Genomic DNA, 25,053 nt, shown 5'->3' on the forward strand with positions numbered 1-25,053 from the left:
GTTTTAAATTTTTGCCTATACAGGATAATCCCCTTTATCCCAAGACAAAACTATTAAAAGTAAAATCCCGAAATTGCAATTTTTTAAGGCAATTTCAGATTAAAAAAAAGGGGCGTCAGCCCCCCATTTTAGCGAATATCCGAAACTCTTTCCATTGGAGAGAGAATTTCTGTTACGCGCACACCAAAGTTTTCATCGATTACAACAACTTCACCTTTTGCAATCGGTTTATGGTTTACAAGAATATCAACAGGCTCACCAGCAAGCTTATCAAGCTCAATAATCGTACCTTCGCCCATTCCCAAAATTTCTTTTATCTGTTTTTTAGTACGTCCAAGTTCTACGGTCATTTCCATGAATACATCCATAATAAGACCGATATTTCCCTGTTCTGAAGAAGCACTTCCGCCCATTAAATTCGGGAACTGGATTGACTGAACATTTGGTGTGTTCATTCCGACAACCTGTCCCATTGGCTGCTGCATACCCATACCCATTCCCATATTAGGCATTGCACCCATCGGCTGCTGCATTCCCATGCCCATTCCCATATTAGGCATTGAGCCCATTGGCTGCTGCATTCCCATGCCCATTCCCATATTAGGCATTGCGCCCATCGGCTGCTGCATTCCCATACCCATATTCTGAGTATTTTGAGCTGAAGAAACTGCAACATTGTCAACATTTGCATCAACTCCACCACCGAGAGCCTTTACCATTTCTTCTGCAACACTGCTTGAAACCGCTTCCCAAAGAACGTAATTCTGAGAATCAACAGAATAAGTATATGTAAAGAGACAAAATTTTCCCTGAGGAATCCGAACCATTGCCTTTGGAACATTAACCGCTTCTGGAGGATTTGCCGCAAGTCCAGGAAGTTTTCCATCTTTGCTCAGTTCTGTAATTTCAGTACCAGAATGATTTGAAACAACTTCCGAAATAACAGAAAGAGCCATATCATCAAGTTCTGCCTGCTCTTCTTTATTGATTAAACTTGTCAGTTTCTGAGCAAATTCTGTAGAAAGAATAAAAAGATGGTCGCCCTTCAAGGCAGTTGTAAAATCGGCCATTACAGCAACAACCATTTCCGGAAGTTTTGCGAGCAACTGGTCGCGCTCAAGAATTTCCACCGATGGCGTTTCAACAGAAAATTCACTGCCTGTCATTGAGTTGAGTTTAGTTTTTAATTCATCTTTTATACCGTCAGCAAATTTTTCAAGGACAGAAGTATCAATGTTTACAGAAGAAGAATTTCCTCCTGTAATTCCACCCATGTCCACGCCTGACAGCAATGCATCAATTTCGTCTTGAGAAATAGCACCATCACTCATATGATTCATCTCCTTCTACGGATAATTCTTCAAAATCTTCTGTTTCGCTGTCATCAATTTTTTCAATTATCTGAACAGCCATTTTTTTACCGACAACACCCGGCTGACAATAAAACTTTTTCTTATTGCCGACACTAAGCGAAAGCGGATCACCAACACGAACTGTTGAGAGCCGCACGACATCGCCAACCCGCAACGCTAGAACATCGCGAATCGGCATATTTATTGTTCCAATTTCTGCAACAACATCCATATCAACGTCAGAAAGCTTTTCTTTTAACGTTCCAAGATACTGCGTTGTGGAACTTCTCCGCACAGAACTAAACCAGAACTGCGAGGAAAGTTTTGAAATAATAGGCTCGATGGTAAGATAAGGAATACAGAAGTTCATCATTCCTTCTTCTTCACCGACCTTCGTTTCCAAAGTTACAAGAACGACCATTTCTGACGGAGGAACAATCTGCGCAAACTGAGGGTTGGTTTCAATCTGACCAAGACGAGGACGCAAGTCAATTACCTGAGTCCAGGCTTCACGCATATTCGCAAGGATTCTTACGATGATTCCTTCCATTACGGACTGCTCAATATCCGTCAAATCGCGACTGACTTTTGCGCCCTGTCCTGTACCGCCAAAAAGACGGTCAATCATGCTGAAAGTAATCGCTGGATCAATTTCCAAAACCGCATTTCCCTTTAACGGATCCATATTGATTACAGCCAAAGTTGTCGGAGTTGGAATAGAACGGATAAATTCTTCATAAGTCAGCTGATCTACCGACGCAACATGAACGTGAACCAGCGAACGAAGTTGTGCAGAAAGAGATGTTGTTGTAAGACGCGCAAAAGTTTCGTGCATAATCGAAACCGTTCGAATCTGTTCCTTAGAAAACTTATCCGGACGCTTAAAATCGTATATTTTTATTTTGCGCGTGTCATTTACAGGTTTAAAGTCGGTGTCTTCGCTTTCACCAGAACTTATCGCCTGCAGGAGTTGGTCAATTTCATCTTGTGACAGAACTTCGTTCATGCCTGTTCCACCTTTTTAATCCGCTTTTACTGCTGAATAACATCCAGTTGCATAAAGCGCACATCTTTTATTTTTGAACTGCTTAAAATTGAATCGTTAATAGCATTGCGAATTTCAATTCTAAGCTCTTCCTCATTCTGCGGTCTTAATTCGTCTGCGGATTTTTGCGTAAAATAACGGCGCAAAAAATCTTTTAATTCAACCGTTCTCTGTGTAATTTCTGTCGAAGTCGCCTTATCATCCTTTTTGTAACCCAATACAACTTCTACAATTACAGACGAAGGATTTACATCGCTCGTCTTTGTTCTAGTTACGCCAAGAGAATTATACCAGTCAAGGATTTCTTTTGTTGAACTGTATTCTTCTGTAACAGGAACAAGTGCAGCCTGCGATTGATTTCCACCGACAACTTTCATTGTAATTACAACTACAGTCACAATCAAAATAACCGCAACCAAACCGATTGCAACCCATTTCAGAAGAACAGGAAAAAGACCACCCATTCCCTTCTTTTTTGAAGATGCTGATGAAAGGTCGTCTGAACCGCCAGCATCATCGTTAATATCCAAATCATTATCATCAGCCATAAATTACTCCAATTAAGAAAAACGCTCTGCGCGCTTTCATTGTTTTTTCTAATATCGGATTTTTTTCAACACAACTTAAGGATATAGAAAAAAGTATTTTATCCATTATTCTGTGCCAAAAAAAAACTAAAAATGTCCTTCATCGAGAATTATTATATCTACACGGCGATTGTAGGCCTGACCTTCCCTTGTATCGTTTGAAAATACAGGTCTAGTATCGGCGTAGCCAGCAATCGAAAATTTGCTTTCATCCACTCCAAAATCCGAAAGATAGTGAAGAGTATTCAATGCACGCGCTGCAGAAAGTTCCCAGTTAGACGGATATTTTTCGTTTGAAACAGGATTACTGTCCGTATGTCCTTCAATTCTAAAACGACGTTTTTGAAGTTCAGGTTCCTGAAAAAATTTTGAAAGTTTTAAAAGAATTTCGCGAGTTTCTTCGATATTGAGATCTGCGCTTCCTTCTTCAAAAAAAGCGTCGGAAGCCAGGGTTATTACAAGCCCGCGTTCATCCGAGGAAATTGTTATTTTTGCAGAGTGAATTTCCGGCGCAAAAAGAGAAATGGCCTTTTTCTTAGCAAGACCGAGAGACTTTCCCTTTTCAACAGAAGGAAGGCTGTTTACTGTATTTCCCAAATCCGCAAGACGCCCTGCTGTAAGCGACATTCCGCCAGTTGTCGTAGGATTTTCCATTGATTCTTCCTGAATTGCAAGCGATGCCTGAATCTGAGAAAGAGTCGTCGTGTCTACTTCGGAAGGATCGTAAAGCATAACGAAAAAGCAAAGCATGAGAGTAATCATATCTCCGTAAGTGCCTTGCCAGGCGGTTGAAGGTTTCTGTGGTTCATTACTTTTTTTAGCCATTTTTAACCTAATCCTTCAGAACGTCAGCCTCAATAACTTTTCGAGTTTTCGGGTCCAAATAAGTCAAGAGTTTCATTGCAAGAATACGAGGGTTATCTCCAGCCTGAATTGAAAGAACTCCTTCCAAAACCATTTCGCGTGAACGAAGTTCTGCACTGTTCTGAGAAATGAGCTTTTGAGCCATTGGACCAAAAAGCCAGTTTGCAAGCATAGAACCGTAGAGCGTAGTTACCAAAGCTACGGCCATATTCGGACCGAGAGAAGATTTATCTTCAAGGTTGTTAAGCATACCAATAAGTCCGATTACAGTACCAAGCATACCAAAACCAGGTCCGAAACCAGCCCACTGAGTTACAAGGTTAATACCAACCATGTGTCGCGCTTCCATCTGGTTCATTTCGTTTTCCAGAATCGAGCGAATAACGTTTCCGTCCGTACCGTCTACAACCATTCTAAGACCAGATTTTAAGAACGCATCGTCCAAATCATCAAGACCTTCTTCAAGTGCCAAGATACCTTCACGACGCGCCTTTTCTGAAAGGGCAACCATATTTTGAATCAGATTTTTTTCGCCATAATCAAAAGTCTTAAAACATCGCCCCATTACCTTGAACATTCCAAGAACATTTTTTAGGGAATCACAAAGAAACAGGGAGAAAAAAGAACCGCCGACAGTTACAAAAATCGAAGGAATATCAATGATACCGCCGATTGAACCACCAGAGGTAAGAACGCCTAAAAAGATTACACCTATACCGCCAGCAACGGCAATAAGCGACGCAATATCCATAAAAAGTTTCCTCCCGCAAACCCACCAAACTTTTTTATTTAGGAAAACCTCTAAAATTCATTTTTCAGAGGCAACTCAAAATATCCTAAATTTCCTGAGCGGAGATTCCAAGTCGCCGTCTGTAATCCACAATCCGCTGAATCAATTCTTCAGGCGAATCTTTTACCACGACTTTCTTGCCAGACAAAAAAGTGATGGTGAGGTCGGGAGTTTTTTCCATACTTTCTATCATGTGAGGATTTATCCAGTATATATTCCCATCCAAACGCGTAACCGAAATCATCTTCTTATTTTTACTTCTAATTTATTTATCGTCAAGTAGAAACATAAATTATGCCAACTCGAACAATGTATTTTATAACAAATTCTAAAATAATTCAAAAAAATTTAACGAATTGTTATAAAAAAACTTGCTTTTTTTATTGTTTGTGATAATTTAAATAAAAAGAAAAAAAGGAAATATAAAATGAATTCTAAAATTCTTGTTGTTGAAGACGTTCCAGAAATGGCAGAACTTGCCTCTATGTATCTGAAAAAATCAGGAATGACAGTTGAATCCGTTGGCAGTGCAGAAGAAGCGCTTGAATACATTGGCAAACAAATGCCAGACTTAATCATTTTGGATTTAAATCTTCCAGGAATGAGTGGCTTTGACTTCCTGAAAAAATTCCGTGATGAATATAATTCATCTCTTCCAGTAATTATAGTTTCTGCTCGCGACGCAGACGAAGACATTATAAAAGGACTTGGAAACGGCGCAGATGAGTTTGTTACAAAGCCGTATTCACCAAAAGTTCTTACAGCAAGAGTCGAAGCAATTCTTCGCCGACAGGCAAAAGTTACCGCAGCAGCAGAAGCTTCTTACGAATTTGGTCCATACACTGTTTTGCTTAACAGTTGCGTGCTAAAAAAAGGACCAGAAAAAATTCCTCTCTCTACAAAAGAATATGAAGTTCTCGAATTCTTAATTTCTCACGAAAATGAAGTTTTAGGACCAGAAAAAATCTATAGAGAAGTATGGAAGGCTCAGTACGGAGATATCACAGCCGTTGCAGTCTATGTTCAGCGCTTAAGAAAAAAGATTGAAGAAGATCCTTCTTCTCCAAAATACATAAAAACAGTATTTGGCATGGGCTACAAATTCGAAAAAGGCACAATCTAAATGAAAATAAAACGGCAACTACATATTTTTCTTCTTCTTGTTGTACTTATTCCACTAGTTGCCTTCGCAATGATTCCAATCAACAGGCAACTTGCAATCGAAGGGATTTCTTTTGAAAAAATCATAAGAATTTCTTTTCTTGTTGCCTCGGTGATTGAGCTTGCCTGCATAATTTTTACACTGCATATTTCAAATACAATTTCACGGTCAATAACTTTTCTTCAGCGTTCTACAAAAAGGCTTGCGGACGGACAGGTATCAAAACCTCTGGAAAGACGAAAAAACCACAGAGGAGAAAACGAAATTACTGACTTAATCGGAAACCTCGACAAAATGCGCATAAGCCTTCTCGAAAACGAAGAAAGAAGAAAGCGCTTTATAATGGGAATGAGCCACGATCTGCGCACACCTGTTGCGGTCATAAAAGGCTATCTTGAAGCAATCGACGATGGAGTTGTAAGCGGCAAGGAAGAAATTGAAAATTCTGTAAACATAATCCTAAACAAGACAAATCAGCTCGAAGCCATGCTCAATTCACTGATAAACTTTGTCAAACTTGAGACGACAGAACAGAAAAACAATCTTACACTGCAACCGATTCTTCCTTTACTTCAGGAATTTGCAGAATCATGCAAAAGTTCTGGAACAATCTTTAACAGAAATGTTAAAACAGAGATTCAGGTTTCGCCGAACACGCAGATTATGCTCAACAAAGAACTGGTTTTAAGAGCCTTAGACAATCTTTATTCAAATGCTCAGCGCTACACAAAAGACAAAGGCATAATAATAATCAAGGCAAACGAAACAGAAAGCGAAATTAAAATTTCTGTAGAAGACACAGGCATCGGAATAAACGAAAAAGACATTCAGTTCATTTTTGATATTCTTTACAGGGCTTCAAACAGCCGGAACGAACCTGGCTACGGAATTGGACTTTCTGTCGTAAAAAACATAATCGATTCTCACGGCTGGAAAATCGACGTAAAGTCGCAGGTCGGAGTCGGAACAAATTTTACAATAACGATTCCAAAAACAAGTTCAAAAGCATAAGTCCGCGTTCGTTAAGAGCATAAAAAGTTTTGCCGTCTTTTTTGTAACTGCGGGCAAGCTGTTTTTTAGACCATTCAAAAAAAAGTCCGTCTTTTACGCCGATTCTCTCTTCGAGGCTTTTTCCGAAGCGTTTTTTAAATTCTTCTGAGCACACGCCTTCAAAAAGCCTAAATCCCATCATAAGCCACTCAAATTCCTGGGTCTGCAAATCGATTTTTTCAACCTGACGTATCGATTCCGGAATTTCTGCTTCAGAATTAAAGTTAAGCCAGAAATTTTCATAATTTTTAATAGAACAGGTATTTGTCCAACGTTCTGAAACCTCGCCGTAAACACTGCCACACGCACCGCTTCCACAGCCAATATAATTTTCAAGATGCCAGTAAACTTTGTTGTGAATACTTTCCGCTCCTGTTCTTGCAAAATTGCTTACTTCGTACTGAATAAATCCTTTTTCTTTTAAAATTTTTCTGCCCAAAATCCACATCCGGTCTGTTTTTTGCTGGTTCCATTTTATCTTTCCAGACTCGATTTTTTTATAGAGCGGAGTATTTTCTTCCAAAGTAAGCGAATAAAGAGAAATGTGATCGATTTTTTTGAAGTTAAAAACCGTTTCAAACTGTTTTTTAAAAGAACTGTAAGTCTGGCCCGGAAGACCTGCTATAAAGTCGACAGAAATCTTTTTTTTCCATTTTTTTTGAAGAAGTTCAAGGGAAGAAATTGCTGTCTGAAGCGGACAATGCCTGTTTACGCTGTCCAAAGCCTTTTGATCGAGAGCCTGAATGCCTATTGAAATTCTGTCCACGCCAGCTTTTTGCGCAGAATTCAAAATATCTTCTGTCAAATCCTCAGGATTCATCTCAACTGTGAATTCGTCTGTCGTCTTGTCGGAAACAGCATTTTTTATGCCCGAAACAAGTTCAAAAAGAAGGTTTGCTCCAAGCTGACTCGGAGTCCCGCCTCCAATATAGACGGTTTTCCAGCGCGAAACTGAGTATTTTTTTACGTAAAAGCGAATTTCATTTAAAACAGAACGAACATATTCCTCATCAGGACAAACGCAGGAGGCACGATTTGAAGGAATACTGAAAAAATCGCAGTAGTCGCACTTCTGCCGGCAAAAAGGAACGTGAACATAAAGGGAGATTTCCATTTAAGGTTCCTCAAAACTAAAAAAGCTTTATTTTTGAAAAAGGAAAATAAATTAAAAGCGCCCTGCCCTTAAAGGAAGCCAAAGTTACAGGTCCCCAAAGTCTGGAGTCCGAAGACTCAAGCCGGTTGTCCGCAAGAACAAAATATTCGTTTTCTTTTAAGGTGAACTTGTCCATATTTCCTGCAGTACCAATTCTGCTGTCAGTCTTTGCAGAAATTTCTAGAACAGAGAGAGTATATTTTATCTTTGTAAGTTCAAATTCCGTAAGAAACTGGGACTGACCTTCAGGTTTTATGTAAACAAGATGGTTTGAAATATAAATCGTATCTCCAGGAATACCGACAACACGCCGAAAAGACGGAGACAGTTCGTTTTTGGCAAAAGGAGAATACTGCTGGGCCGTAAAAAAACGGCAGACAGAGTCAACAGATTTTTCAAAAAAAGAATGAACAGGCTCATCTTTCGGACTTACAAGCATAACCTGACCGCGTTCAGGATTCCGCAAAAGAGGGGCAACTTGAACAACGCAATCAGAAGCAATGTCGGGCGACATAGAATCAGATTTTGAAAGAACAGGATAAAAAAGCGCAAGCCGAATTAAATTTATGCTTACAAAGCAGACGAAAACCGAAAGCAGGATTGAAAAAACACGGTGATAAAGCTCCCTTTTCATTCTGTAGGAAACTGAATAAATATCTCGAAACATAAATAAAACATACATCTTTTTATGGCAGGTTGCAAGGTAAACCCATTAAGAATATAATTACTTATATGTCTGAAAACGTAAAAATTATTGCACAAAATAAAAAAGCCCGTTTTGACTATTTTGTCGAAGAAAAATACGAATGTGGAATTGTCCTCGAAGGCACAGAAGTAAAATCTGTAAAAGAAGGAAATGTTTCATTTAACGATTCTTTTGCCGAAATTCAAAATGGTGAATTATGGATGCGAAATTTTCATATTTCAGAATACAAATATTCGTCCATTTTTAACCACAATCCAGACAGAGCAAAAAAACTGCTCGTCCACAAGGAAGAGTTAAAGAGAATTCAGCGCAAAGTTGATGAAAAAGGTTTTACTTTGATTCCATTGGATTTTTATTTAAAAAATGGACGCGTAAAACTTACACTCGGCGTTTGCAAAGGTAAAAAGCAGTTTGACAAGCGAGCTTCAATCAAAGAACGCGACGTAAACAGAGATTTACAGAGAGAATTTAGAAATTCAAATCTGTAAAACGGGGATTTTATTTGAAAAAATTATCTGCAATTTTTACAGCAGTTTTTCTCACCGTAGTGCAATCATTTTTTGCAACCCCGCTCCAAATCGATTATTACGGCGTCATTTCGTTGTCGGCAGATTCTAACATGCTCAAAATGGCTCAGGATTTTTTCTTTACGCAGTTAAATGCAATCGACGGAGTTTCTGTTCAGGACAAAAGGCAAAATCCAGGAACTGTCTTAAGTTCAGTTCCGGACACATCTTCAACTTCTGCGCCAAAAATTGCTTTTTATGCAGAAATAAAAGAAGACAAAAAAGACGAATCAGCAGTTTTTTGGAACTGTAGTTTTTTTGCAGGGCTTCCAGACTCTTTAGGCGGAACAACCTACCAGAAAAGCAAAAATTATGATTCATATTACAAAATGCTGACAAACTCAAAAGACACGATTCATGAACTTTTAGACACGATAAAAATAAAAAATTCCGAAAATGAATCTTTGTCGGCTTCTTCAAAAAATTCAGTTTTCGCGCAAAAAAGTTTTAATATTGAAAAACTTTCGGGAATATGGAGCGGAGAGCCTTTTACGGACAAAATCGTTATTTTGCGAGGCGGACGCGGTTTTATAATATTTAAAAACGGCGCAACTATGAATATTTCGGTTTCTGCAGAAGAAAATTCTAAACACGGAAACCTTATAAAAATCCGGCAAATCGGAAAACCAAACGCCTCTTTTTATCCCGAACTTCCGCGCGAAATTGCGCTTTCTGTTGCGCCAAACGCTTCTCCAATCGAGTGGAATTTTACGATGAACGATGAAAATGCACTTTCCGGCACAAAGACAACTCTTTTGAGAGACGATTCAAAGGCCGAAAAAGTAAAGACTGGAAATCAAAACGTAACCTGGTACAAAAAATAAAAATTTTCTTTTAGACCGCGCAGTTGAGTTTTATCTGCCCTTGACGTACAAGTTTGACTGTTCCGTCTTCTTCCAATGCCACGATTGTCGAAGGAACACCAGAAGTTTTGTCGCCGTCATCAATAATCAAGTCAACAGCAGAACCAAATTCTTTTTTAATTTCGCAAATGTTATTTAAAGGAGCAGAACCGCTTTTATTTACACTAGTTGAATAAATTGGCGCACCACATTCTGCAATCAATTTTCTGAGCCACTCGTCGCCAGGACAGCGGAATGCAGTTGTTGCAAAATTTCCATCTTTTTCAAAGGTGTGAACGATTATCGTAAGCGGACCTGGCCAAAAAGAAAGCAACTCATCAGGAACAAGGTCGCGAGTATATTTTTTTAAATCCTCTGGTTTTGAAAGAAGCTGGATACACCTTTTTCCTTCTTCCCTTCCCTTTATTTCTGAGATTTTTTGCTCTGTGTGATAAGAATAGTGTCTTCCGTCAACAATTCCAGAAAAACCGTAAACTGTGTCGGTTGGAAGAATGACGATTTTTCCGCGGCGAATGTAATCGGCGGCAATAAAAATAGATTCTGAATCAGACTTGCGGCAAATCATAAACAGGAATACCCTCCATAAAGACAGGATTTTTTCTTCGCTTAAAAAGTCCGGATTTTATATCTTGATAAAGTGAATACAGACAGACCGTCAAAAAGGCTGCAATTCCAAGAACTTTGCTGATCCATTCTGGAAGATATTCAGGTTCACGGGCTTTTACAGGCGTACCTGCATCATATATCTTTTCCTGTTCAAATGAAAGACCGTTTATCTTGACGATTTTGTCGCCGTCAGAAACATAACCGAGTTTTTTTGCAAGACCTTCGATTACTTCTTTGTCGTTTTGCAAAGCCGTACATTCAAGTTTGAGAGAATTATTTGTTTTTTGAATTGATTCTGTCCGGACTGCAAGGATTCTTTTCTGTTCCCGCTGCTGCCGTTCTGCCAAAAGGCCGTCTCTTCCTGCAAATACAGAAATAAAAACATAGACAAATGTTCCTGTTAAAGCCGCTGACAAAATCCTAAACCTTTTCATAATCTAGAATATCGGTGGATTTTTTGATTTTTATAACGGGATTTTTTTATTTTTTTTGAAATTTAAAACCAAAAAACAAAACTTTTTAAGAAAAACCTACCCCGGACAAAAGGGGCGGCTGTGCCGTTGCCGAAAGGCAATGAGAGCCTAGCGAACCCCGATTGGCCGGATTGACGGGCGATGCGGTCCAAATTAAAAAATAGTTTTAAGCGATTTTAAACCTGCAAAAATAGACTTTGAAAAAAAATTCTGTTAGAATATTGATTTGTAAGTCTTATTTTTTAAGTTTTAAGATGAAGATATTGAGCGGTTATGCCGATATTTTCTTTGATAAAACTTTTTGCAAGGGGAATTTTATGAGCGATTCAAAAGAAACAAATGAACTTGACAGTTACGGCGTTTGGGTAAAAACCCCTCCAAAGACGGTGGATTCCTCTGAGACTTCTGTTAATTCAGACGACGCTTTTAATTTTGACACGGATTTGCCAGATTTTTCTGATTTAGATGTAATTGATGAACCTTCGGATTTTTCGGCTTCGGATAATTCAGGCGATGCGCTTTCGACAGAGGATTTGACTGGACTTGAACCAGAAAATAATTCGCATTCGGAAGAAAAAGTTACTGATTCGCCTGCTTCTAACGTTGAGGAAGAAATTTCTCTCGACGAATTTATCGATGGCGGAGTTTTTGAAACAGGACCTGATGAAGACAAGATAAAGGAAAAAGAAGCAGAAAAAGCGGCGGCTCAAGCTGAACAGGGAAAAGGTTCTGATTCACAGTTGGAAAATTCAAATGAGACTGTCGCTGAGGACGATTTTAACGTAATAGCGGATTTGGAAACAGAAACTTCTGAGGACGCATTTAATTCTGACAATTCGGAAAGTGATTCGGACGATGATATTTTTAACGTAGATCTTTCGTTTGACGAGCCATCGGATAATTCGGTTCCAGTTTTGCAGGAAACTACTAAGAAAACAAAGGAAACTTCAAGTGCAGACTCGCCGGCAGGAACTCAGGACGTTGATTTGAGTGAATTCGGTCTTGATGACTTGAACTTTGACCAAAATGACTCTTCTTCTGAAACAAATGCAGGCAACGACGGAATGGAAAGCGTTGATTTGAGCGAATTCGGTTTTGACGATTCGGATTTCCAGGAAACAGAAAAAGCTTTGGAAAGCGCAGAAAATGAAGAAGTGCCTGAAAGTCTCGAACAACAAGAACCTTCCTTGGAAACAGAAAATACTCCAAAACAGGAAATTGAAACCATAAATACGGAAGAAACAATTTCTCTTGAACCAGAAACAGAACAAAGTTTGGCAGATGAACCTCAAAAAACAGAAACTTCTGAAGCAATTGCTGACGACGACGATTTTGACCTTGATTCAATTCTCGACAATATTACCGACGAAACAACAGGAGACACTGTAAGCATTTCGAACGCTGGCGAAAGTTCAGAAGAGCCAGTTGAAATCACGCCGGAAAGTGAAATCGTTGACGAACCGAAAGAGGCAGTTTCTGAAAACACAGTTTCTGAAACCGAGCCTTTTGCAGAGCCAGTTGAAATCACGCAGGAAAGTGAAATCGTTGACGAACCGAAAGAAGCAGTTTCTGAAAACACAGTTTCTGAAACCGAGCCTTTTTCAGAGCCAGTTGAAATAACGCCGGAAAGTGAAATTATTGACGAACCGAAAGCCGATGCCACCGATTTGACGGAAAAAGAAGTTGAAGAAGCGGAAATTCCAGACACCTTCGACGAAGAAGCGGCATCTTTCCTTGAAAATGACGACGAAAAAGTCGCGGAAGTTGCGGATTCGATTACTGCGCCAATTTTGGACGAAGGCGAACTTGAAACAGAAAAACCGTCAACACAGATGACGGCAATTTTCAGCCAGATTGTTACAGAACTTTCTTCGCTAAAAGACGAGATTGCATCTTTAAAAAATGAATTTGAAACCCTCAAAAACGCAAAACAGCCAGAAAATTTAAAATTGGAAAACAATGAGTCTGGAAACGAAGGATTTTTCTCAAATTCAGACGAAGATGACACAATTGCCCTTTCAAAAGATGAAATGGACAATATTTTGAACACAGCAGACATTGCACAGGCTGAAGAACCGGAAGAAAAAGAAACAGAATCTGAAAAAACGGAAGAAACACAGGAAAATATTTCTGAACCAGAAGAACTTTCCAACGAAGAGCCGGAAGTTGAAGAAGAGCTGAAAGCTACAGACGAAGAGCAGGAAGCTACAGATGAAACCGAAAATCTTTTTGGAAGCGCAGATGACATTGCAGATATTTCTGACGAAGACATTCTTTCGGACGATGATTTTGCAGTGGAATTTGAAAACGCCCAGACGGAAAATATCGAAGAACCTGCTCTCGACGACGTAGACTATACGAATATTTCTAAGGAAAATGATTTGCCGGAAGAGATTTCCGTTCCAAAAAATGACGACATTTTGGTTGAATCAAGCCCAACCGACCTTTTAGAAGCAAAAGAAAGTGAAAACGATTCTGACAGTTTTGATGAAGATCCGTTTGAACTTTCTGTCGTTGAACCTTCAATTAGTGAGACTCTCACCGACGAAAAACTTGACTATCTCTCAAAAACTCCTGAAGAAGCGGAACAAGACATAAACTCAGAAGAGGTGTTGGAACTTCCAGAATCAGAAGAACCTGAAGCCTCAGAAGAAGTTGAAGCCGCAGAAGAAGTTGAAACTGAAAAAACAGAAGCAACACAGGAAAATATCTCTGAACCCGAAGAACTTTCCAGCGAAGAGCCAGAAACAAAAGAAAGCAAAGATATTTCTGACGACCTTAAAACAGAAATCAAGTCTGTACTTTCTTATATGGATCAGCTGCTCGAAAATTTGCCGGAAAACAAAATCGCAGAATTTGCGCAGTCAGAGCAATTTGATACATACAAAAAGCTTTTCAAGGAATTGGGACTTGCATAATGGGTCTTTTAAGCCGTATAGAAAATTTGACTACAGAAAAAGCCGGTCTTTTAGCTCGTGCCGATGAGTTAAAAAAATGCGCCGGCAAACCTCAAGCACAGGAATCAGCAAATATTGATTTTTGTGCTTTTGCAGGTAAAAACGGCTTTACTCATTCAGGAATTTTCTCCTTAAAAGATGATTTTTATTATCTTTCAGAAACCCAAAATCTTGATTTGACAACGATAACAAAGTCACTTTCGACAAAAGATTTTTGGGACGGACTTATAAGCGACAAAAAAGGCTGGATTTTTTTTGAAGGAGAAAGCCTGAATCCTTTTTTTCAGCTTTTTTCGACTGAAATCAAAGACAAAATCAAAAAAATTTCCATATTTCCGTTCTCACACGAAAATTCAAACTGCTATTTTTTTACGTTAAATTTTCAGAAAGAATTAAATCTTTCTGTGTCAGACTTTGCCGAAAGTTTAAGCAAAATTTTAGAAAATAAGTCGCTTCAAAACAAGAATTTGCCGAACGAAACAAAACTCTGTGAAGGCTTTGATATTTCAAATGCCAGCCTTTTTATTATTTCTGCAAAACTTTCACTTGAAGAGGCATTTGAAAATTTTTCTTCGCCTTTTAAGGAACTTCTAAAACAGACAGCATTAAAACAGCTTTTTGAATATTCAAAAACTCTCTTTTCTTTTCCAAACTGTTGCGCTTTGGGGCAAGATGAAGAAATTAAAGCCGTAATTTTTTCAAAAGAAGAAATTGATGAAAAATTTTTACAGTTTCAGTTGAACATTTCTACAAAAAAGTTTTTTATGAATTCAAATATGCAAAATCTTCTTGTCCTCTGCGCTGGAATCTGTAAAACTCCGCACGGAACGCTCAAATTTTTATCCCAGGACTAATTCAAATTGAACGAAAAAAATTTGGATTTTGATTTTTTTACTGCAAAAAACGGCGAACAAACCTGTAAACTGAATGGAAAATATTTTCATTCTGCTTACGATCCTTCAAAAGAAGCACAGACATTCTGCAATTCGATTAAATGCACTTTTAAACCGTCCTGCGTAATTATTTTGGAGCCAGCACTCTCCTTTTGCACTGCTTTTTTAAGAAAAATTTTTCCTTCTGTCGAACTGATTGCAATCCGCTTTACAGATGTTTTTTGCAAAACGGACAATCTTTGGGATAAAGTTTTTTATTTTTTTCAGACAGAAAATTTTGCCCAAAAACTTTATTCTGCACTTGGAGAAGAAAAAATTCTTTCTGCGCTGATTTTAGACTGGCCGGGAAGCAAAAATATTTTTCCAGAAATTTCAAATTCGGCCTGGAAGGAAATTAAAATTGCAGTTTTGACGGCAAGGGACGTGCTTTATACGCGTGAAAAATTTGCAAAACGCTGGTTTTTAAATTCCCTGGCGTTCTGCAAATTCGGACAGGATTTTTATTCACTTTGCAGAATAAAAAAAGACATTTTAATAACGGCTTCCGGTCCTTCCTTGAGCTCCTCGCTAAAAAATATAAAAAAATACCGCGAAAATTTCTTTTTGATTGCAGTTTCTTCTTCACTTTCGGTTCTTCTCTACAATAAAATTTTTCCAGATTTGGTGATTAGCACCGACGGTGGATTTTGGGCAAAAAAACATCTTGAATTAAACAGTGAAGATTTAAAAAACCTTAAAAAAACAGTTTTTGCGCTCACAGACGAAGCAAACTGTCCAAAAGATATTTTGCAAAACCAAAAAATTCTTCCGCTCGCCTATCCATCTTCGATTGGAGAAAAAATTTTTACTGATTCAAAAATTGAATTTTTGCCAGTCTTAAGAAACGGAACTGTAAGCGGAACTGCGGCAGCTTTTGCGCTAAACCTGACCAAAAAAAATGTTTACTTTTGCGGATTAGATCTGGCAGAAAACAACGGATTTCAGCATACTCAGCCAAATATGCTTGAAAAAAACTCCCAAACTAAAGATTTCCGGCTTGAAACAAAAGAAAAAAGGCAGGTTTCTTCGAGATTTAATTCAAGGGGGTCGCTGGAAATCTACCGTAACTGGTTTAAAAATCAGGAGAACATTTTTAGGGAACGGCTTTTTAGGCTTTCAAATCATTACAATTTTTCGGAACAACTCGGACAAATAAAAGATTTGTCATGGGAAGAAATTGTTTTTGACAAAAAAAATGCTGTTTTTGATTCTAAAACTGAAGTTTTTTTCAAAACAAAAAAATCGGCCGAAAAAAAAGAATTTGAAGCACGCTTTTTGAAAATTCTTGAAAGCGGAGATTTTGACGGAGAACTTTTTCCGCTTGAATCAATACTTTTAGCGCGAGAATTTGACGAAGAAAAAAAAGATGGACTAAAATTAAAAATCCAGCAAAAAAAAGCAGACCTTGCAGAAAAAATCCGGAGACTTTTTGATGAATAGTTCTTACACAACCCTCGAAAATTCAAAAAACGGAGTTTTAATTCCCGTAAAAGATAAGATTTCCGTCTGTTCAAAATACGATCCTGTTCACGAAGCTGAAATTTTTGCATCCCAATTTGAAAAAAAAGAAAAATTTTTTGTAGTTGCAGGTTTGTGTTCAGGCTGGCATATAGAAAAACTCTTAAATGAAAACTTTGACAGAAAAATTATCATCGTAGAAAATGCTTCTGAAGATTTTGAGTTTTTAAGGCAGATTCCGCTTTGCAAAAAACTTTCGGAAGACAAAAGGATTATTTTTTCAACTCCACAAAGTCTTTTTACAGACATTTTATCAAATTATCTTCCTGCAATTTACGGAAACCTCAATTTTTGTTTTTTACGCGGCTGGGAGAACGCCTTTTTAGACAAAATGCCACTTATAAAAACCATCGTCGAAAAAGCAATAAAAACTGTAAAAGCAGATTTTGCAGTTCAGAGCCACTTTGGAAAAATCTGGAATAAAAATATCTTTGAAAACCTAAAAACTGCTTCTGAACAAAAAAACACCTCGCAAACAATCGAAAATCTCAAAAAAAACAATAAAAAAACCGCAGCGATAATTGCGGCAGGTCCGACTCTCGATACGACAATTGAAAAACTGAAAAAAAATCCTGACAAGTATTTTATAATTTCGACAGATACAGCATATTCAAGCCTTTTGCGCTCAAAAATCGTTCCAGACGTTGTTGTAAGCATTGACGGCCAAAACATAAGCTATGCGCATTTTTTTCATCAGGTACAAAAAAACAAGACAGTTTTTGCATTCGACCTTTGCGCAAATTCAATTCCTGCAAAAAAAATTTCAGTTCAAAAAAATAGAATTCTTTTTTTTGAATCTGGACATCCGCTTTCAGCCCTTGCCTCACGCTTTAACGGAACAAGTTTTATTCATTTAAATTCTGGTTCTGGAACAGTCACTATCGCCGCCACAGACCTTGCTTTTTTTCTTGGTTTTGAAAAAATTGAATTTTTTGGAGCAGATTTTGCATATTTAAACGGAAAACCTTACGCAAAAGGAACTTATCTCGATGACATTTTTTACAAAAAACAAAACCGGCTTTTTACGGCGGAAGAATCTTTTTGCGCTTTAATGTACAGAACCGAACTTATTCCTCTTGGAGAAAAAAAATTTACAACAGAAGTTATGGAAAGTTATAGTTTTTCTCTGGAAACTTATTTAAAAAATCCCAGAAAATCAATTCCCGCCGAAACCAAAGACTTTGATTTTGAGCTTTTCAACACTTTTTTTAAGAAAAAACTCCTCTCGCTTCCAGAGAATTTTACCGACAAACTAAAGAACCCAGTTTTTTATCCGCTTCTTCCGCTTATGGCTTTTTACGAAAAAACTCATTCAATTCAAGACAGTTATAAACTTGCACGTGCTGATTGCTTACGATATACTTATTGAGTATGAAAAAAAGAACTTTTAACTTGATTTCTGTAGTCATTGCGGCTATTTTTGTTTTTGCGACAGTTTATTTTATTGCAGGCATCGTTTCAGACAAAAAAAACGGACCTTTGCAGGCAGAAGAGATTTTCGATTCTTTAGTTATAAAAACTCAAAATGCTGCAAATTCATATCCGATCAATTCATATAATTTTTCAGATTCTTTTATTCGGGCCGCAGGAGATTTCAGTAATTACAAAAAATTAAATCTTTCTGTTGACGGAAAATTGATTTATTCGTATCCGTCAAAAGACACATACTCTTCAAGAAAATCAGGCGCAAAGTCTTTTACAGAAAATTTTTCGACAAAAAACGGAAATTCAATTCTTATAAACACAGAAATTTATACGACAGTTCAGTCCTCACTTTTTTACCACGCAAGGACAGCCTTTATAGTTATTTTTGCGGCAACATTGGCTGCAATTTTGATTTTAATTTTTGCCAAAACAGAAAAAGACGGAATTGATGAAATTTCTTTTGAAGACGAAACAGAAAGTTCTGACAAAGCAATTTTTTCTCAAAATAAAGCAGATGAAATTTCTTCAGAGAAACAGAATGATGAATACACTTTGACCGAAGAAGAAAAAAAACAGCTTTTTGACGGTTTTGACACTGTGGATTTTTCTCAAAAAGAAGACACAGACGAAGAAGTTTTTTCTGAAAAAACGGACACAGAAGAAGAAAAATCTTGCAAAAAAATACAGCCCATTGAAAATCTTGAAGCAAAATGCGAAGAAGCCCTTGTAAAAGCAGCAGAAAACGGTTCAGACCTTGCAGTTTTAATCATAAAAGTTAATTCTTCCGAAAACGAAATTTCATCAGAAAAAATAGAAAATATTTTTGACTCGGACTTTGCCCAGAATGCGCTTATTTTTTCAAACGAAAGCAATCTTTTTACAGTTCTTTTGGAAAACACCAGTCTTGATGACGCAATGACAGTTGCAAAAGAGGTTTTTGAAGATTTTTCTGAAAAACCGACAGATGCCGAACAAAAAATAACAATCGGACTTTCTTCAAAAAACGGAAGAACGGTAAGCAGCGAAAGGCTTTTGACAGAAGCAAGAGAAGCTCAAAAACATGCGGCGACAGAGCCGGATTCTCCGATAATTGCTTTTAGGGCAAGTCCAGAAAAATACAACGACTACATCTTAAACAAATAATTTTTTATCACTCTGCTTAAAGATTAGGAGTTTTTGGAGTGTCGGCAGGACTTTCTGTTTCTTCTTTAGGCTGGAGTTTTTCGCGAAGTTTTTCAATCTTGTCGGAAAGGGATTGAAGGTTTGCATTGTCAGGAAATTTTTCTGACAGAATCTGATACTGTTTTTCTGATTCTTCGAGATTTTCCGAAAACAAAAGCAAGGTTAAATAATTTTCCAAAAGAGAAGAATCGTTCGGAAATTTTTCTATCAATTCTTTATAAAGCCACGTTGCTTCTTCGGTTTTTCCACTCATTCCATTTATATATGCAAGAGAAATCTGCAAATCCTTATTTTCAGGATCGGCAGCAAGAAGCTTTGTATAACATTTTTCGGCAGATTCATAATCTTTTGCCAGGGCATAACTTCTTGCAAGCTTGTAATAAGCGGCTGCATTGAGCGATTTATTTTTCATGGCAAGTTTATAATACTGAATTGCCTTTTGATAATTTTTTAAATTTAAATATTCATCTGCAATTGCAAAATATTCTGAGGAAATATTCGTCGTGATAATTTCACTTTCTCCCGGAACCCGAAACGAATACTCGCTCTGGCAGGAAGAAAATGCAAAGATTGCCGGGAAAAGTAAAACTGCGGAAAAAAAACTGTACTTTTTCAATTTTCTAGTCAAGAACAGTTTCTTCAATTTTTGCAAGCTGATTGCGGTAAAGTTCCGAAATATTTGAACCATAATCTGCAATCAGACGAATAATATTGCGCGGACTGTCTTTTTTATCGCAACCGTTAAGACGGTCTCCAGCATCGCCAAGTCCTGGCATAATATATGCTTTTTCGTTTAAAACTGGGTCGAGCCACAAAGTATAGCAAGTGCAGTTTTCGAGGGCGCGCGTTACGCGAAGACTTCCTTTTAATGCGGAAATTACATTAAAAAACTTGATTGACTTTGGCTTTACACCATTTTGCTGAAGATATTTTACGACTGTTACAAGGGAACCGCCTGTTGCATTCATCGGATCGGCAAAAATCAAATCTTTTCCATCAAGATCTTCCAGATTAAAGAATGATTTTTTTAAGTCGAGAATGTATTCCATATTGTCTTCGTTTTTTGAATCGTCACGGTTAATCTTAAAAAGTGCAAACGGAGTCACATATTTGTGGCTGGAATATTCTTCGATTTCTTTTGACATGATGATGCTTGGCAAAAGCGCGCCACGTAGCATTACGCACATTACAGAATTTTCAATTTCTTTATCAATATCAGGAATTTTATGAACCGCATAATTCTGAACAGGAAACGTAACTGGAGTTTTTACGACAATATGCCCCTTATTATTTTCTGAATGGTCAGTGAAGGCAAGGCGAAAAAGCATTTCGTATGCACGCTGAACGTAATAGATAAATTCCTGGTGCCCGGTATTTATATCGCGCAGTTTTGAAATTACACGACTTGCCTCCGCATGGCTTCCAGATTCGGTTTCAAAGGAAAAAACCTTAATTCGCGGATGTTCGCTACAAATGCGCTGAAGCTCGTGTCCTATTTTGTCAAAACTGTCAATTACATTCTGTTTATCGAGCGGCTCAAAAGACTTAAGCGTTTGTCCGTACATATCTTCCAAAAGTTTTATATCCTTAAAATCCTGTCCCTTTAAGTAGCCGTCAAGGTCTTCTGCCTTAAGAATAATTTTTTCGCTGCTTTTCATAAATCCTCCTAAAAACTATTGTCTTAAAATTTTTCCAAGCTGGCTATATGATAATGAAATATCTGAAATTTGAATCTGAGAAGAGCCTTTTTGCACAATTTTTGCAGGAATCGGGAACAAGACAACTTTTAGCATTTTAACCGCAGCTTTTGCAATAGCCGGATTTGAAAGCTCAAGATTAAGGACAAGTGCAAACTTTTTATCGGCCTTTGACTCTTCTAAAGAACCTGAAAGACTTTTTAGTCCAAGATTTATCGTTTTTCCGACAATTTTTCCGAAAAGGTTTCCAGGATTTTGTGAATAAAAACGAATCTGAGAAGCTTTGTTGTCTGTCAAAAAATCGTAAACTTCATCTGGAAGAGAATTTTGAGATTTTTTTCCGTTTTCGCCAAATTCAAAAATATTCTGCTCGTTTTCGTATCGGGCAAGCATTTTTGAAACATCTTCGGAAGCAACAAAAGTTTTTGAATCAGGAAAAGCAACTTTAAAAGAAACAGCAACAGAAGAAAAAACAGCAAAAGGAAAATTAGTTCCCTTTATAATCTGCGTATTCCAGCCTTTTTTTTCAGAAAAAGCCATTTTTATTCCAGCCTTCGGAAAAGAACCTTCAACTGCAATCTGAATTTTTTCGTCAGAATCCAAAGCAAGGGCAATATTTTCCATTCTGGAAACTATGGACTGGACATTTTTTTGCGAAAAATCAAAAAAATCGGTCATCGCATATTCGACAAAAGTTTTGCTGGCGGAAACAGGAATATAAACAATAACTGGCGAATCTCCATCAACCAGTTTTAAAGGCTCAACCTGCTCCAACTGAACTAGAGATTTACATGAGAAAATTAAAAATACAGAAAAAAAAGTGCAGACAGAAAATAAAAATTTCTGAAAGCACTTTAAATTTTTACGCTTTTGCAACGCAAATTCTCCAGATTTTATCGTCTGCCTCGATTTCGTTTGCACTGTCAATTTTTTCTACCCAAGACTGCTCGTTTGTAAGTGTTGAAGTAGAAATCAATGAGGCGAACATTTCGTAAGCCGATTTTAACTCAGAATCGCCACTCAGTTTAAGATTGATTTTGTCCTGAACTGTCAGTCCCTGCTCTTTTCGGATTGACTGAATTCCGCGGATAAGATCTCTTACATAGCCTTCTTTTTTGAGTTCATCGGTAACCTTTGTTTCAAGACCGATTGTAATCGTTCCGTCGTTAAGAACTTTCAAATCTTCTTTTTCGGTGCGCTCAACAATGATTTTTTCAGTGTTGAGTTCAACTTTCTGACCTTCAACGTCAATTTCGACATTTTTTCCAGAAAGAATATCAGAAATCTGTTCATTTTTAAGTGTTGCGATAATTCCTGCTGCAACCTTCATTTTTGAACCAAGTTCTTTTCCAAGCACGCGGAAATTTGCCTTTGCAGAATAGTGAACAAGCTCATCTTCTCGTTCGTGGAAATTTACTTTTTTAACATTCAATTCTTCAGCAATTGCATCGACCATGCTTTCAAGAACCTTGCGTTCTTCTGGATCTCTTGTGACAAGTTCCGCAGAAAGAAGCGGCTGGCGGTTTTTTAAATTGAACTGGTTGCGAAGAGAGCGTCCCATAGAAACAGCTTTCTGTACTGTAGCCATCTTGAATTCAAGGGCTGTGTCACGCAATTTTTCGTTATAAACAGGATAGTCCATAAGATGAACTGATTCTTTGTCGCCTTCAAGTTTTAAATTCTGCCAAATTTCTTCAGCAAGGAACGGAATAAAAGGAGAAGCAACAAGACAGAAAGTTCTGAAAGCAGTATAAAGTGTTTCAAAAGCCTCAATCATGTCGTTGCGGTCTTCGTTGCGGGAAAAACGCTTTCTTGAACGGCGGATATACCAGTTATTGATTTCGTCGATAAAGTCAACAATCGGATCGATTGCAGCACTCAAGTCATAATCGTCCAAGGCTTCGGTAACTTCTTTTACCATTTTCTGAGCAACAGAAATAATCCAGCGGTCCATTGGATTTGCAGGAGTTTTGCCGTCAAAATAATGGCCTGTCGCCTTATAGTTTTCTACGTTAGAGTAACTGATGAAGAAATTATATCCCGACCAAATTGGAATTATGATGTTTTTGATTACTTCGCGAACACCATTGTCAGAATAACGAAGGTCGTCCGCCCGGACTACAGAAGAATGAGTTAAGAAAAGACGGAGTGCATCGGCACCAAATTTGTTGATAGCTTCGACAGGGTCAGTGTAGTTGCGCAGAGATTTAGACATTTTGCGTCCATCTTCTGCAAGCACAAGGCCGTTTACAATACAATTTTTAAATGCCGGACGACCGAACAAGTGGGTTGCAAGAATCGTAAGTGTATAGAACCAACCACGCGTCTGGTCAAGACCTTCTGAAATAAAGTCTGCCGGAAAATGCTTTTCAAAATACTCTTTGTTTTCAAACGGATAATGCTGTTCGGCATAAGGCATAGAACCTGATTCAAACCAGCAGTCAAAAACTTCTGGAATACGACGCATCGTGCCTTTTTTACATTTTGGACATTCAAAAGTAATTTTATCTACAAACTGCTTGTGTAAATCTTCAGGATAGGTTCCTGAAAGTTCTTTAAGTTCCTGTCTTGAACCTACACAGATTTTATTTCCACAGTCAGGATCATCACATCTCCAGATTGGAATTGGATTTCCCCAGTAACGGTTGCGACTTACAGCCCAGTCACGGCTGCCTGCAAGCCATTTTCCAAAGCGACCTTCTTTTATGTGCGCAGGCTGCCATTTTATCTGACTGTTTGAATTTAAAAGTTCCTTATGATAGTCTGCAACTTTAACAAACCAAGAACCAATTCCACGGTAAATAAGAGGCGAAGAACATCTCCAGCAATGCGGATATGAGTGCTCATACTGTTCTTTTTTTACAAGTTTTTTTTCTGCCTTTAAGCGGTCGCAAATATCTTTGTCGCAGTCTTTTACAAATCTTCCCTTATAGTCAGAAACTTCTGAAGTAAATTTACATTCTGCGTCAATCGGCTCAACGTTCGGAACTCCGCTTCCTCTAAATACCAGATTATCGTCTTCACCAAAAGCAGGAGCAATATGAACAATACCTGTACCGTCTTCCGTAGAAACATAGGCTGCATTGAACATTCTGAAAGCGCCTTCAGAACATTTTTGTCCTGAAATTCTTTCGCACTCAGCAGGATCTGAAAGATTTGCAAAATAAGGGAAAAGCGGTTCATATTCCGCACCGATAAAGTCCTTGCCTTTGCGTCTATAGATGATTTCATAATCTTCAGGATTTTTGTAATAAGAAGCAAGTCTTGCTTCTGCAAAAATATAGAAATCTCCAGATTCTTTGTCGAGAATCTTTACATAGTCGATTTCCGGGCCCATACAAAGACCAAGGTTTGAAGGCAAAGTCCATGGAGTTGTTGTCCAGGCAATAAAATATGTTCTGCCGTTTTCCAAATCTTTGTCAGTAATTGCTTCAGGAGCTTTGGTAATCTTAAAACGAACTGTAACTGCCGTATCTTTTACATCTTTATATCCCTGGGCAAGTTCGTGAGTAGAAAGAACAGTCGCACAGCGAGGACAGTACGGAAGAATATATTTTCCTTCGTAGATAAGACCTTTGTCCCACAAAGATTTTGCAACCCACCAAATTGATTCCATGTAATCAGGATTCATAGTTTTGTAGTCGTTGTCAAAATCAACCCAGCGTCCCATTCTAGTGATTGTTTTGCGCCATTCTGAAGTGTATTTTAAAACTGAAGCACGACATTTGTCGTTAAAATTGGCAACTCCATAAGCTTCGATTTCGTGCTTAGAGTTGATTCCAAGTTCTTTTTCAATAAGGTTTTCTACTGGAAGACCATGGCAATCCCATCCAAAACGGCGTTCAACCTTTTTGCCTTTCATAGTCTGATAACGTGGAATTATATCTTTTATAGTTGATGGAATAAAATGTCCAAAATGTGGCAGCCCTGTTGCAAACGGAGGTCCGTCAAAGAAAACAAATTCTTCTGCTTTGTCGCGCTGACGGATCGATTTTTTAAAAATATCATTTTTTTCCCAAAAATTTAAAACTTCTTCTTCCTGCTTAGGAAAATCTGGCTTTGGATTTACTGGAGTATACACAGTCGTCTGCCCTCTTTTTGTTGTAGTTTATTTATTGAGTATAA

Annotated in this window: 23 protein-coding genes; 9 read left to right on the forward strand and 14 right to left on the reverse strand. The window is 37.9% G+C overall.

Going from position 1 to position 25,053, the window contains the following annotated elements:
- Positions 1–128: 128 nt before the first annotated feature.
- From fliN to ACT6XC_RS01445, 6 genes are all read right to left on the reverse strand, one after another.
- Positions 129–1,331, reverse strand: coding sequence for a flagellar motor switch protein FliN (fliN, locus tag ACT6XC_RS01420; protein ID WP_443740551.1), 1,203 nt, complete (start codon positions 1,329–1,331; stop codon positions 129–131).
- Positions 1,324–2,358 (reverse strand): flagellar motor switch protein FliM, encoded by a 1,035-nt coding sequence (gene fliM, locus ACT6XC_RS01425; RefSeq protein WP_078929871.1) that lies wholly within the window; start codon positions 2,356–2,358, stop codon positions 1,324–1,326. Before fliM ends, fliN begins: the two co-directional genes overlap by 8 nt.
- Positions 2,359–2,384: 26 nt before the next feature.
- Positions 2,385–2,945, reverse strand: a complete 561-nt coding sequence (locus ACT6XC_RS01430; RefSeq protein WP_443737128.1) for a flagellar basal body-associated FliL family protein — start codon at positions 2,943–2,945, stop codon at positions 2,385–2,387.
- 126 nt (positions 2,946–3,071) lie between these two features.
- Positions 3,072–3,809 (reverse strand): flagellar motor protein MotB, encoded by a 738-nt coding sequence (gene motB, locus ACT6XC_RS01435; protein WP_078929868.1) that lies wholly within the window; start codon positions 3,807–3,809, stop codon positions 3,072–3,074.
- A 7-nt stretch (positions 3,810–3,816) separates the two neighbouring features.
- Positions 3,817–4,599 carry a motility protein A gene (locus ACT6XC_RS01440; RefSeq protein WP_443737129.1) on the reverse strand — a complete coding sequence of 261 codons (783 nt, stop codon included), beginning with the start codon at positions 4,597–4,599 and terminating at the stop codon, positions 3,817–3,819.
- Positions 4,600–4,684: 85 nt separating this feature from the next.
- Entirely contained in the window at positions 4,685–4,882 is a 198-nt protein-coding gene (locus ACT6XC_RS01445; RefSeq protein ID WP_078929865.1) for a flagellar FlbD family protein, read from the reverse strand.
- A 183-nt stretch (positions 4,883–5,065) separates the two neighbouring features.
- Between ACT6XC_RS01445 and ACT6XC_RS01450 the strand changes: the two genes are divergently transcribed.
- Positions 5,066–5,761 carry a response regulator transcription factor gene (locus ACT6XC_RS01450; protein ID WP_078929863.1) on the forward strand — a complete coding sequence of 232 codons (696 nt, stop codon included), beginning with the start codon at positions 5,066–5,068 and terminating at the stop codon, positions 5,759–5,761.
- On the forward strand, positions 5,762–6,811 hold the full coding sequence (locus ACT6XC_RS01455; RefSeq protein WP_443740552.1) for a sensor histidine kinase: 1,050 nt from the start codon (positions 5,762–5,764) through the stop codon (positions 6,809–6,811).
- Here the strand turns inward: ACT6XC_RS01455 and hemW are convergent.
- Positions 6,774–7,964, reverse strand: a complete 1,191-nt coding sequence (hemW, locus tag ACT6XC_RS01460) for a radical SAM family heme chaperone HemW (RefSeq protein WP_443740553.1) — start codon at positions 7,962–7,964, stop codon at positions 6,774–6,776. The two genes, ACT6XC_RS01455 and hemW, sit on opposite strands and share 38 nt — an antisense overlap.
- 16 nt (positions 7,965–7,980) lie before the next feature.
- Entirely contained in the window at positions 7,981–8,670 is a 690-nt protein-coding gene (lepB, locus tag ACT6XC_RS01465; RefSeq protein WP_443740554.1) for a signal peptidase I, read from the reverse strand.
- Positions 8,671–8,735: 65 nt separating this feature from the next.
- Between lepB and smpB the strand changes: the two genes are divergently transcribed.
- Both smpB and ACT6XC_RS01475 read left to right on the forward strand, forming a co-directional pair.
- Positions 8,736–9,197: an SsrA-binding protein SmpB gene (gene smpB / locus ACT6XC_RS01470; protein ID WP_078929855.1), complete on the forward strand. Its 462-nt coding sequence runs from the start codon at positions 8,736–8,738 to the stop codon at positions 9,195–9,197.
- 14 nt (positions 9,198–9,211) lie between these two features.
- A complete protein-coding gene (locus tag ACT6XC_RS01475) occupies positions 9,212–10,099 on the forward strand; it encodes a TP0183 family DNA metabolism protein (protein WP_443737134.1) in 888 nt (295 codons plus the stop codon).
- Positions 10,100–10,109: 10 nt separating this feature from the next.
- On the opposite strand, the gene ACT6XC_RS01480 is transcribed toward ACT6XC_RS01475, so the two are convergent.
- Positions 10,110–10,703, reverse strand: a complete 594-nt coding sequence (locus tag ACT6XC_RS01480; protein WP_443737135.1) for an L-threonylcarbamoyladenylate synthase — start codon at positions 10,701–10,703, stop codon at positions 10,110–10,112.
- On the reverse strand, positions 10,684–11,178 hold the full coding sequence (locus ACT6XC_RS01485; RefSeq protein ID WP_443737136.1) for a septum formation initiator family protein: 495 nt from the start codon (positions 11,176–11,178) through the stop codon (positions 10,684–10,686). The genes ACT6XC_RS01480 and ACT6XC_RS01485 overlap by 20 nt, the downstream gene beginning before the upstream one ends.
- Positions 11,179–11,534: 356 nt before the next feature.
- Between ACT6XC_RS01485 and ACT6XC_RS01490 the strand changes: the two genes are divergently transcribed.
- Genes ACT6XC_RS01490 through ACT6XC_RS01510 form a run of 5 tightly spaced genes read left to right on the forward strand, consistent with a single transcriptional unit; the run spans position 11,535 to position 19,192 of the window.
- On the forward strand, positions 11,535–14,135 hold the full coding sequence (locus ACT6XC_RS01490; RefSeq protein ID WP_443740555.1) for a hypothetical protein: 2,601 nt from the start codon (positions 11,535–11,537) through the stop codon (positions 14,133–14,135).
- Entirely contained in the window at positions 14,135–15,028 is an 894-nt protein-coding gene (locus tag ACT6XC_RS01495; protein ID WP_443740556.1) for a hypothetical protein, read from the forward strand. Before ACT6XC_RS01490 ends, ACT6XC_RS01495 begins: the two co-directional genes overlap by 1 nt.
- A gap of 6 nt (positions 15,029–15,034) precedes the next feature.
- A complete protein-coding gene (locus ACT6XC_RS01500; RefSeq protein ID WP_443740557.1) occupies positions 15,035–16,546 on the forward strand; it encodes a 6-hydroxymethylpterin diphosphokinase MptE-like protein in 1,512 nt (503 codons plus the stop codon).
- Positions 16,539–17,993, forward strand: a complete 1,455-nt coding sequence (locus tag ACT6XC_RS01505) for a motility associated factor glycosyltransferase family protein (RefSeq protein WP_443740558.1) — start codon at positions 16,539–16,541, stop codon at positions 17,991–17,993. Before ACT6XC_RS01500 ends, ACT6XC_RS01505 begins: the two co-directional genes overlap by 8 nt.
- Before the next feature lie 2 nt (positions 17,994–17,995).
- A complete protein-coding gene (locus ACT6XC_RS01510; protein ID WP_443740559.1) occupies positions 17,996–19,192 on the forward strand; it encodes a hypothetical protein in 1,197 nt (398 codons plus the stop codon).
- A gap of 16 nt (positions 19,193–19,208) precedes the next feature.
- On the opposite strand, the gene ACT6XC_RS01515 is transcribed toward ACT6XC_RS01510, so the two are convergent.
- From ACT6XC_RS01515 to ileS, 4 genes are read right to left on the reverse strand one after another with little or no spacing between them, the layout of a single operon-like run.
- Positions 19,209–19,919, reverse strand: coding sequence for a tetratricopeptide repeat protein (locus ACT6XC_RS01515; protein WP_443740560.1), 711 nt, complete (start codon positions 19,917–19,919; stop codon positions 19,209–19,211).
- Entirely contained in the window at positions 19,852–20,889 is a 1,038-nt protein-coding gene (locus ACT6XC_RS01520) for a uracil phosphoribosyltransferase (RefSeq protein ID WP_443740561.1), read from the reverse strand. Before ACT6XC_RS01520 ends, ACT6XC_RS01515 begins: the two co-directional genes overlap by 68 nt.
- 15 nt (positions 20,890–20,904) lie before the next feature.
- Positions 20,905–21,804, reverse strand: coding sequence for a lipoprotein (locus ACT6XC_RS01525; protein WP_443740562.1), 900 nt, complete (start codon positions 21,802–21,804; stop codon positions 20,905–20,907).
- Positions 21,791–25,009, reverse strand: a complete 3,219-nt coding sequence (gene ileS, locus ACT6XC_RS01530) for an isoleucine--tRNA ligase (RefSeq protein WP_443740563.1) — start codon at positions 25,007–25,009, stop codon at positions 21,791–21,793. Before ileS ends, ACT6XC_RS01525 begins: the two co-directional genes overlap by 14 nt.
- Positions 25,010–25,053 lie beyond the last annotated feature (44 nt).

Origin of the sequence: Treponema berlinense, from assembly GCF_052273165.1 — a bacterium.
Taxonomy (GTDB): domain Bacteria; phylum Spirochaetota; class Spirochaetia; order Treponematales; family Treponemataceae; genus Treponema_D; species Treponema_D berlinense_A.

Bases quoted from the DNA above. Each gene is read 5' to 3' on its own strand.
- ACT6XC_RS01520 (WP_443740561.1), bottom strand. From the start codon at position 20,889: ATGAAAAGCAGCGAAAAAATTATTCTTAAGGCAGAAGACCTTGACGGC.
- ACT6XC_RS01480 (WP_443737135.1), bottom strand. From the start codon at position 10,703: ATGATTTGCCGCAAGTCTGATTCAGAATCTATTTTTATTGCCGCCGAT.
- ACT6XC_RS01440 (WP_443737129.1), bottom strand. From the start codon at position 4,599: ATGGATATTGCGTCGCTTATTGCCGTTGCTGGCGGTATAGGTGTAATC.
- ACT6XC_RS01430 (WP_443737128.1), bottom strand. From the start codon at position 2,945: ATGGCTGATGATAATGATTTGGATATTAACGATGATGCTGGCGGTTCA.
- ACT6XC_RS01515 (WP_443740560.1), bottom strand. From the start codon at position 19,919: ATGGTTCAAATATTTCGGAACTTTACCGCAATCAGCTTGCAAAAATTG.
- lepB (WP_443740554.1), bottom strand. From the start codon at position 8,670: ATGTTTCGAGATATTTATTCAGTTTCCTACAGAATGAAAAGGGAGCTT.
- ACT6XC_RS01495 (WP_443740556.1), top strand. From the start codon at position 14,135: ATGGGTCTTTTAAGCCGTATAGAAAATTTGACTACAGAAAAAGCCGGT.
- ACT6XC_RS01490 (WP_443740555.1), top strand. From the start codon at position 11,535: ATGAGCGATTCAAAAGAAACAAATGAACTTGACAGTTACGGCGTTTGG.
- fliM (WP_078929871.1), bottom strand. From the start codon at position 2,358: ATGAACGAAGTTCTGTCACAAGATGAAATTGACCAACTCCTGCAGGCG.
- ACT6XC_RS01445 (WP_078929865.1), bottom strand. From the start codon at position 4,882: ATGATTTCGGTTACGCGTTTGGATGGGAATATATACTGGATAAATCCT.
- ACT6XC_RS01455 (WP_443740552.1), top strand. From the start codon at position 5,762: ATGAAAATAAAACGGCAACTACATATTTTTCTTCTTCTTGTTGTACTT.
- ACT6XC_RS01450 (WP_078929863.1), top strand. From the start codon at position 5,066: ATGAATTCTAAAATTCTTGTTGTTGAAGACGTTCCAGAAATGGCAGAA.
- fliN (WP_443740551.1), bottom strand. From the start codon at position 1,331: ATGAGTGATGGTGCTATTTCTCAAGACGAAATTGATGCATTGCTGTCA.
- smpB (WP_078929855.1), top strand. From the start codon at position 8,736: ATGTCTGAAAACGTAAAAATTATTGCACAAAATAAAAAAGCCCGTTTT.
- motB (WP_078929868.1), bottom strand. From the start codon at position 3,809: ATGGCTAAAAAAAGTAATGAACCACAGAAACCTTCAACCGCCTGGCAA.
- ACT6XC_RS01510 (WP_443740559.1), top strand. From the start codon at position 17,996: ATGAAAAAAAGAACTTTTAACTTGATTTCTGTAGTCATTGCGGCTATT.
- ACT6XC_RS01505 (WP_443740558.1), top strand. From the start codon at position 16,539: ATGAATAGTTCTTACACAACCCTCGAAAATTCAAAAAACGGAGTTTTA.
- hemW (WP_443740553.1), bottom strand. From the start codon at position 7,964: ATGGAAATCTCCCTTTATGTTCACGTTCCTTTTTGCCGGCAGAAGTGC.
- ACT6XC_RS01485 (WP_443737136.1), bottom strand. From the start codon at position 11,178: ATGAAAAGGTTTAGGATTTTGTCAGCGGCTTTAACAGGAACATTTGTC.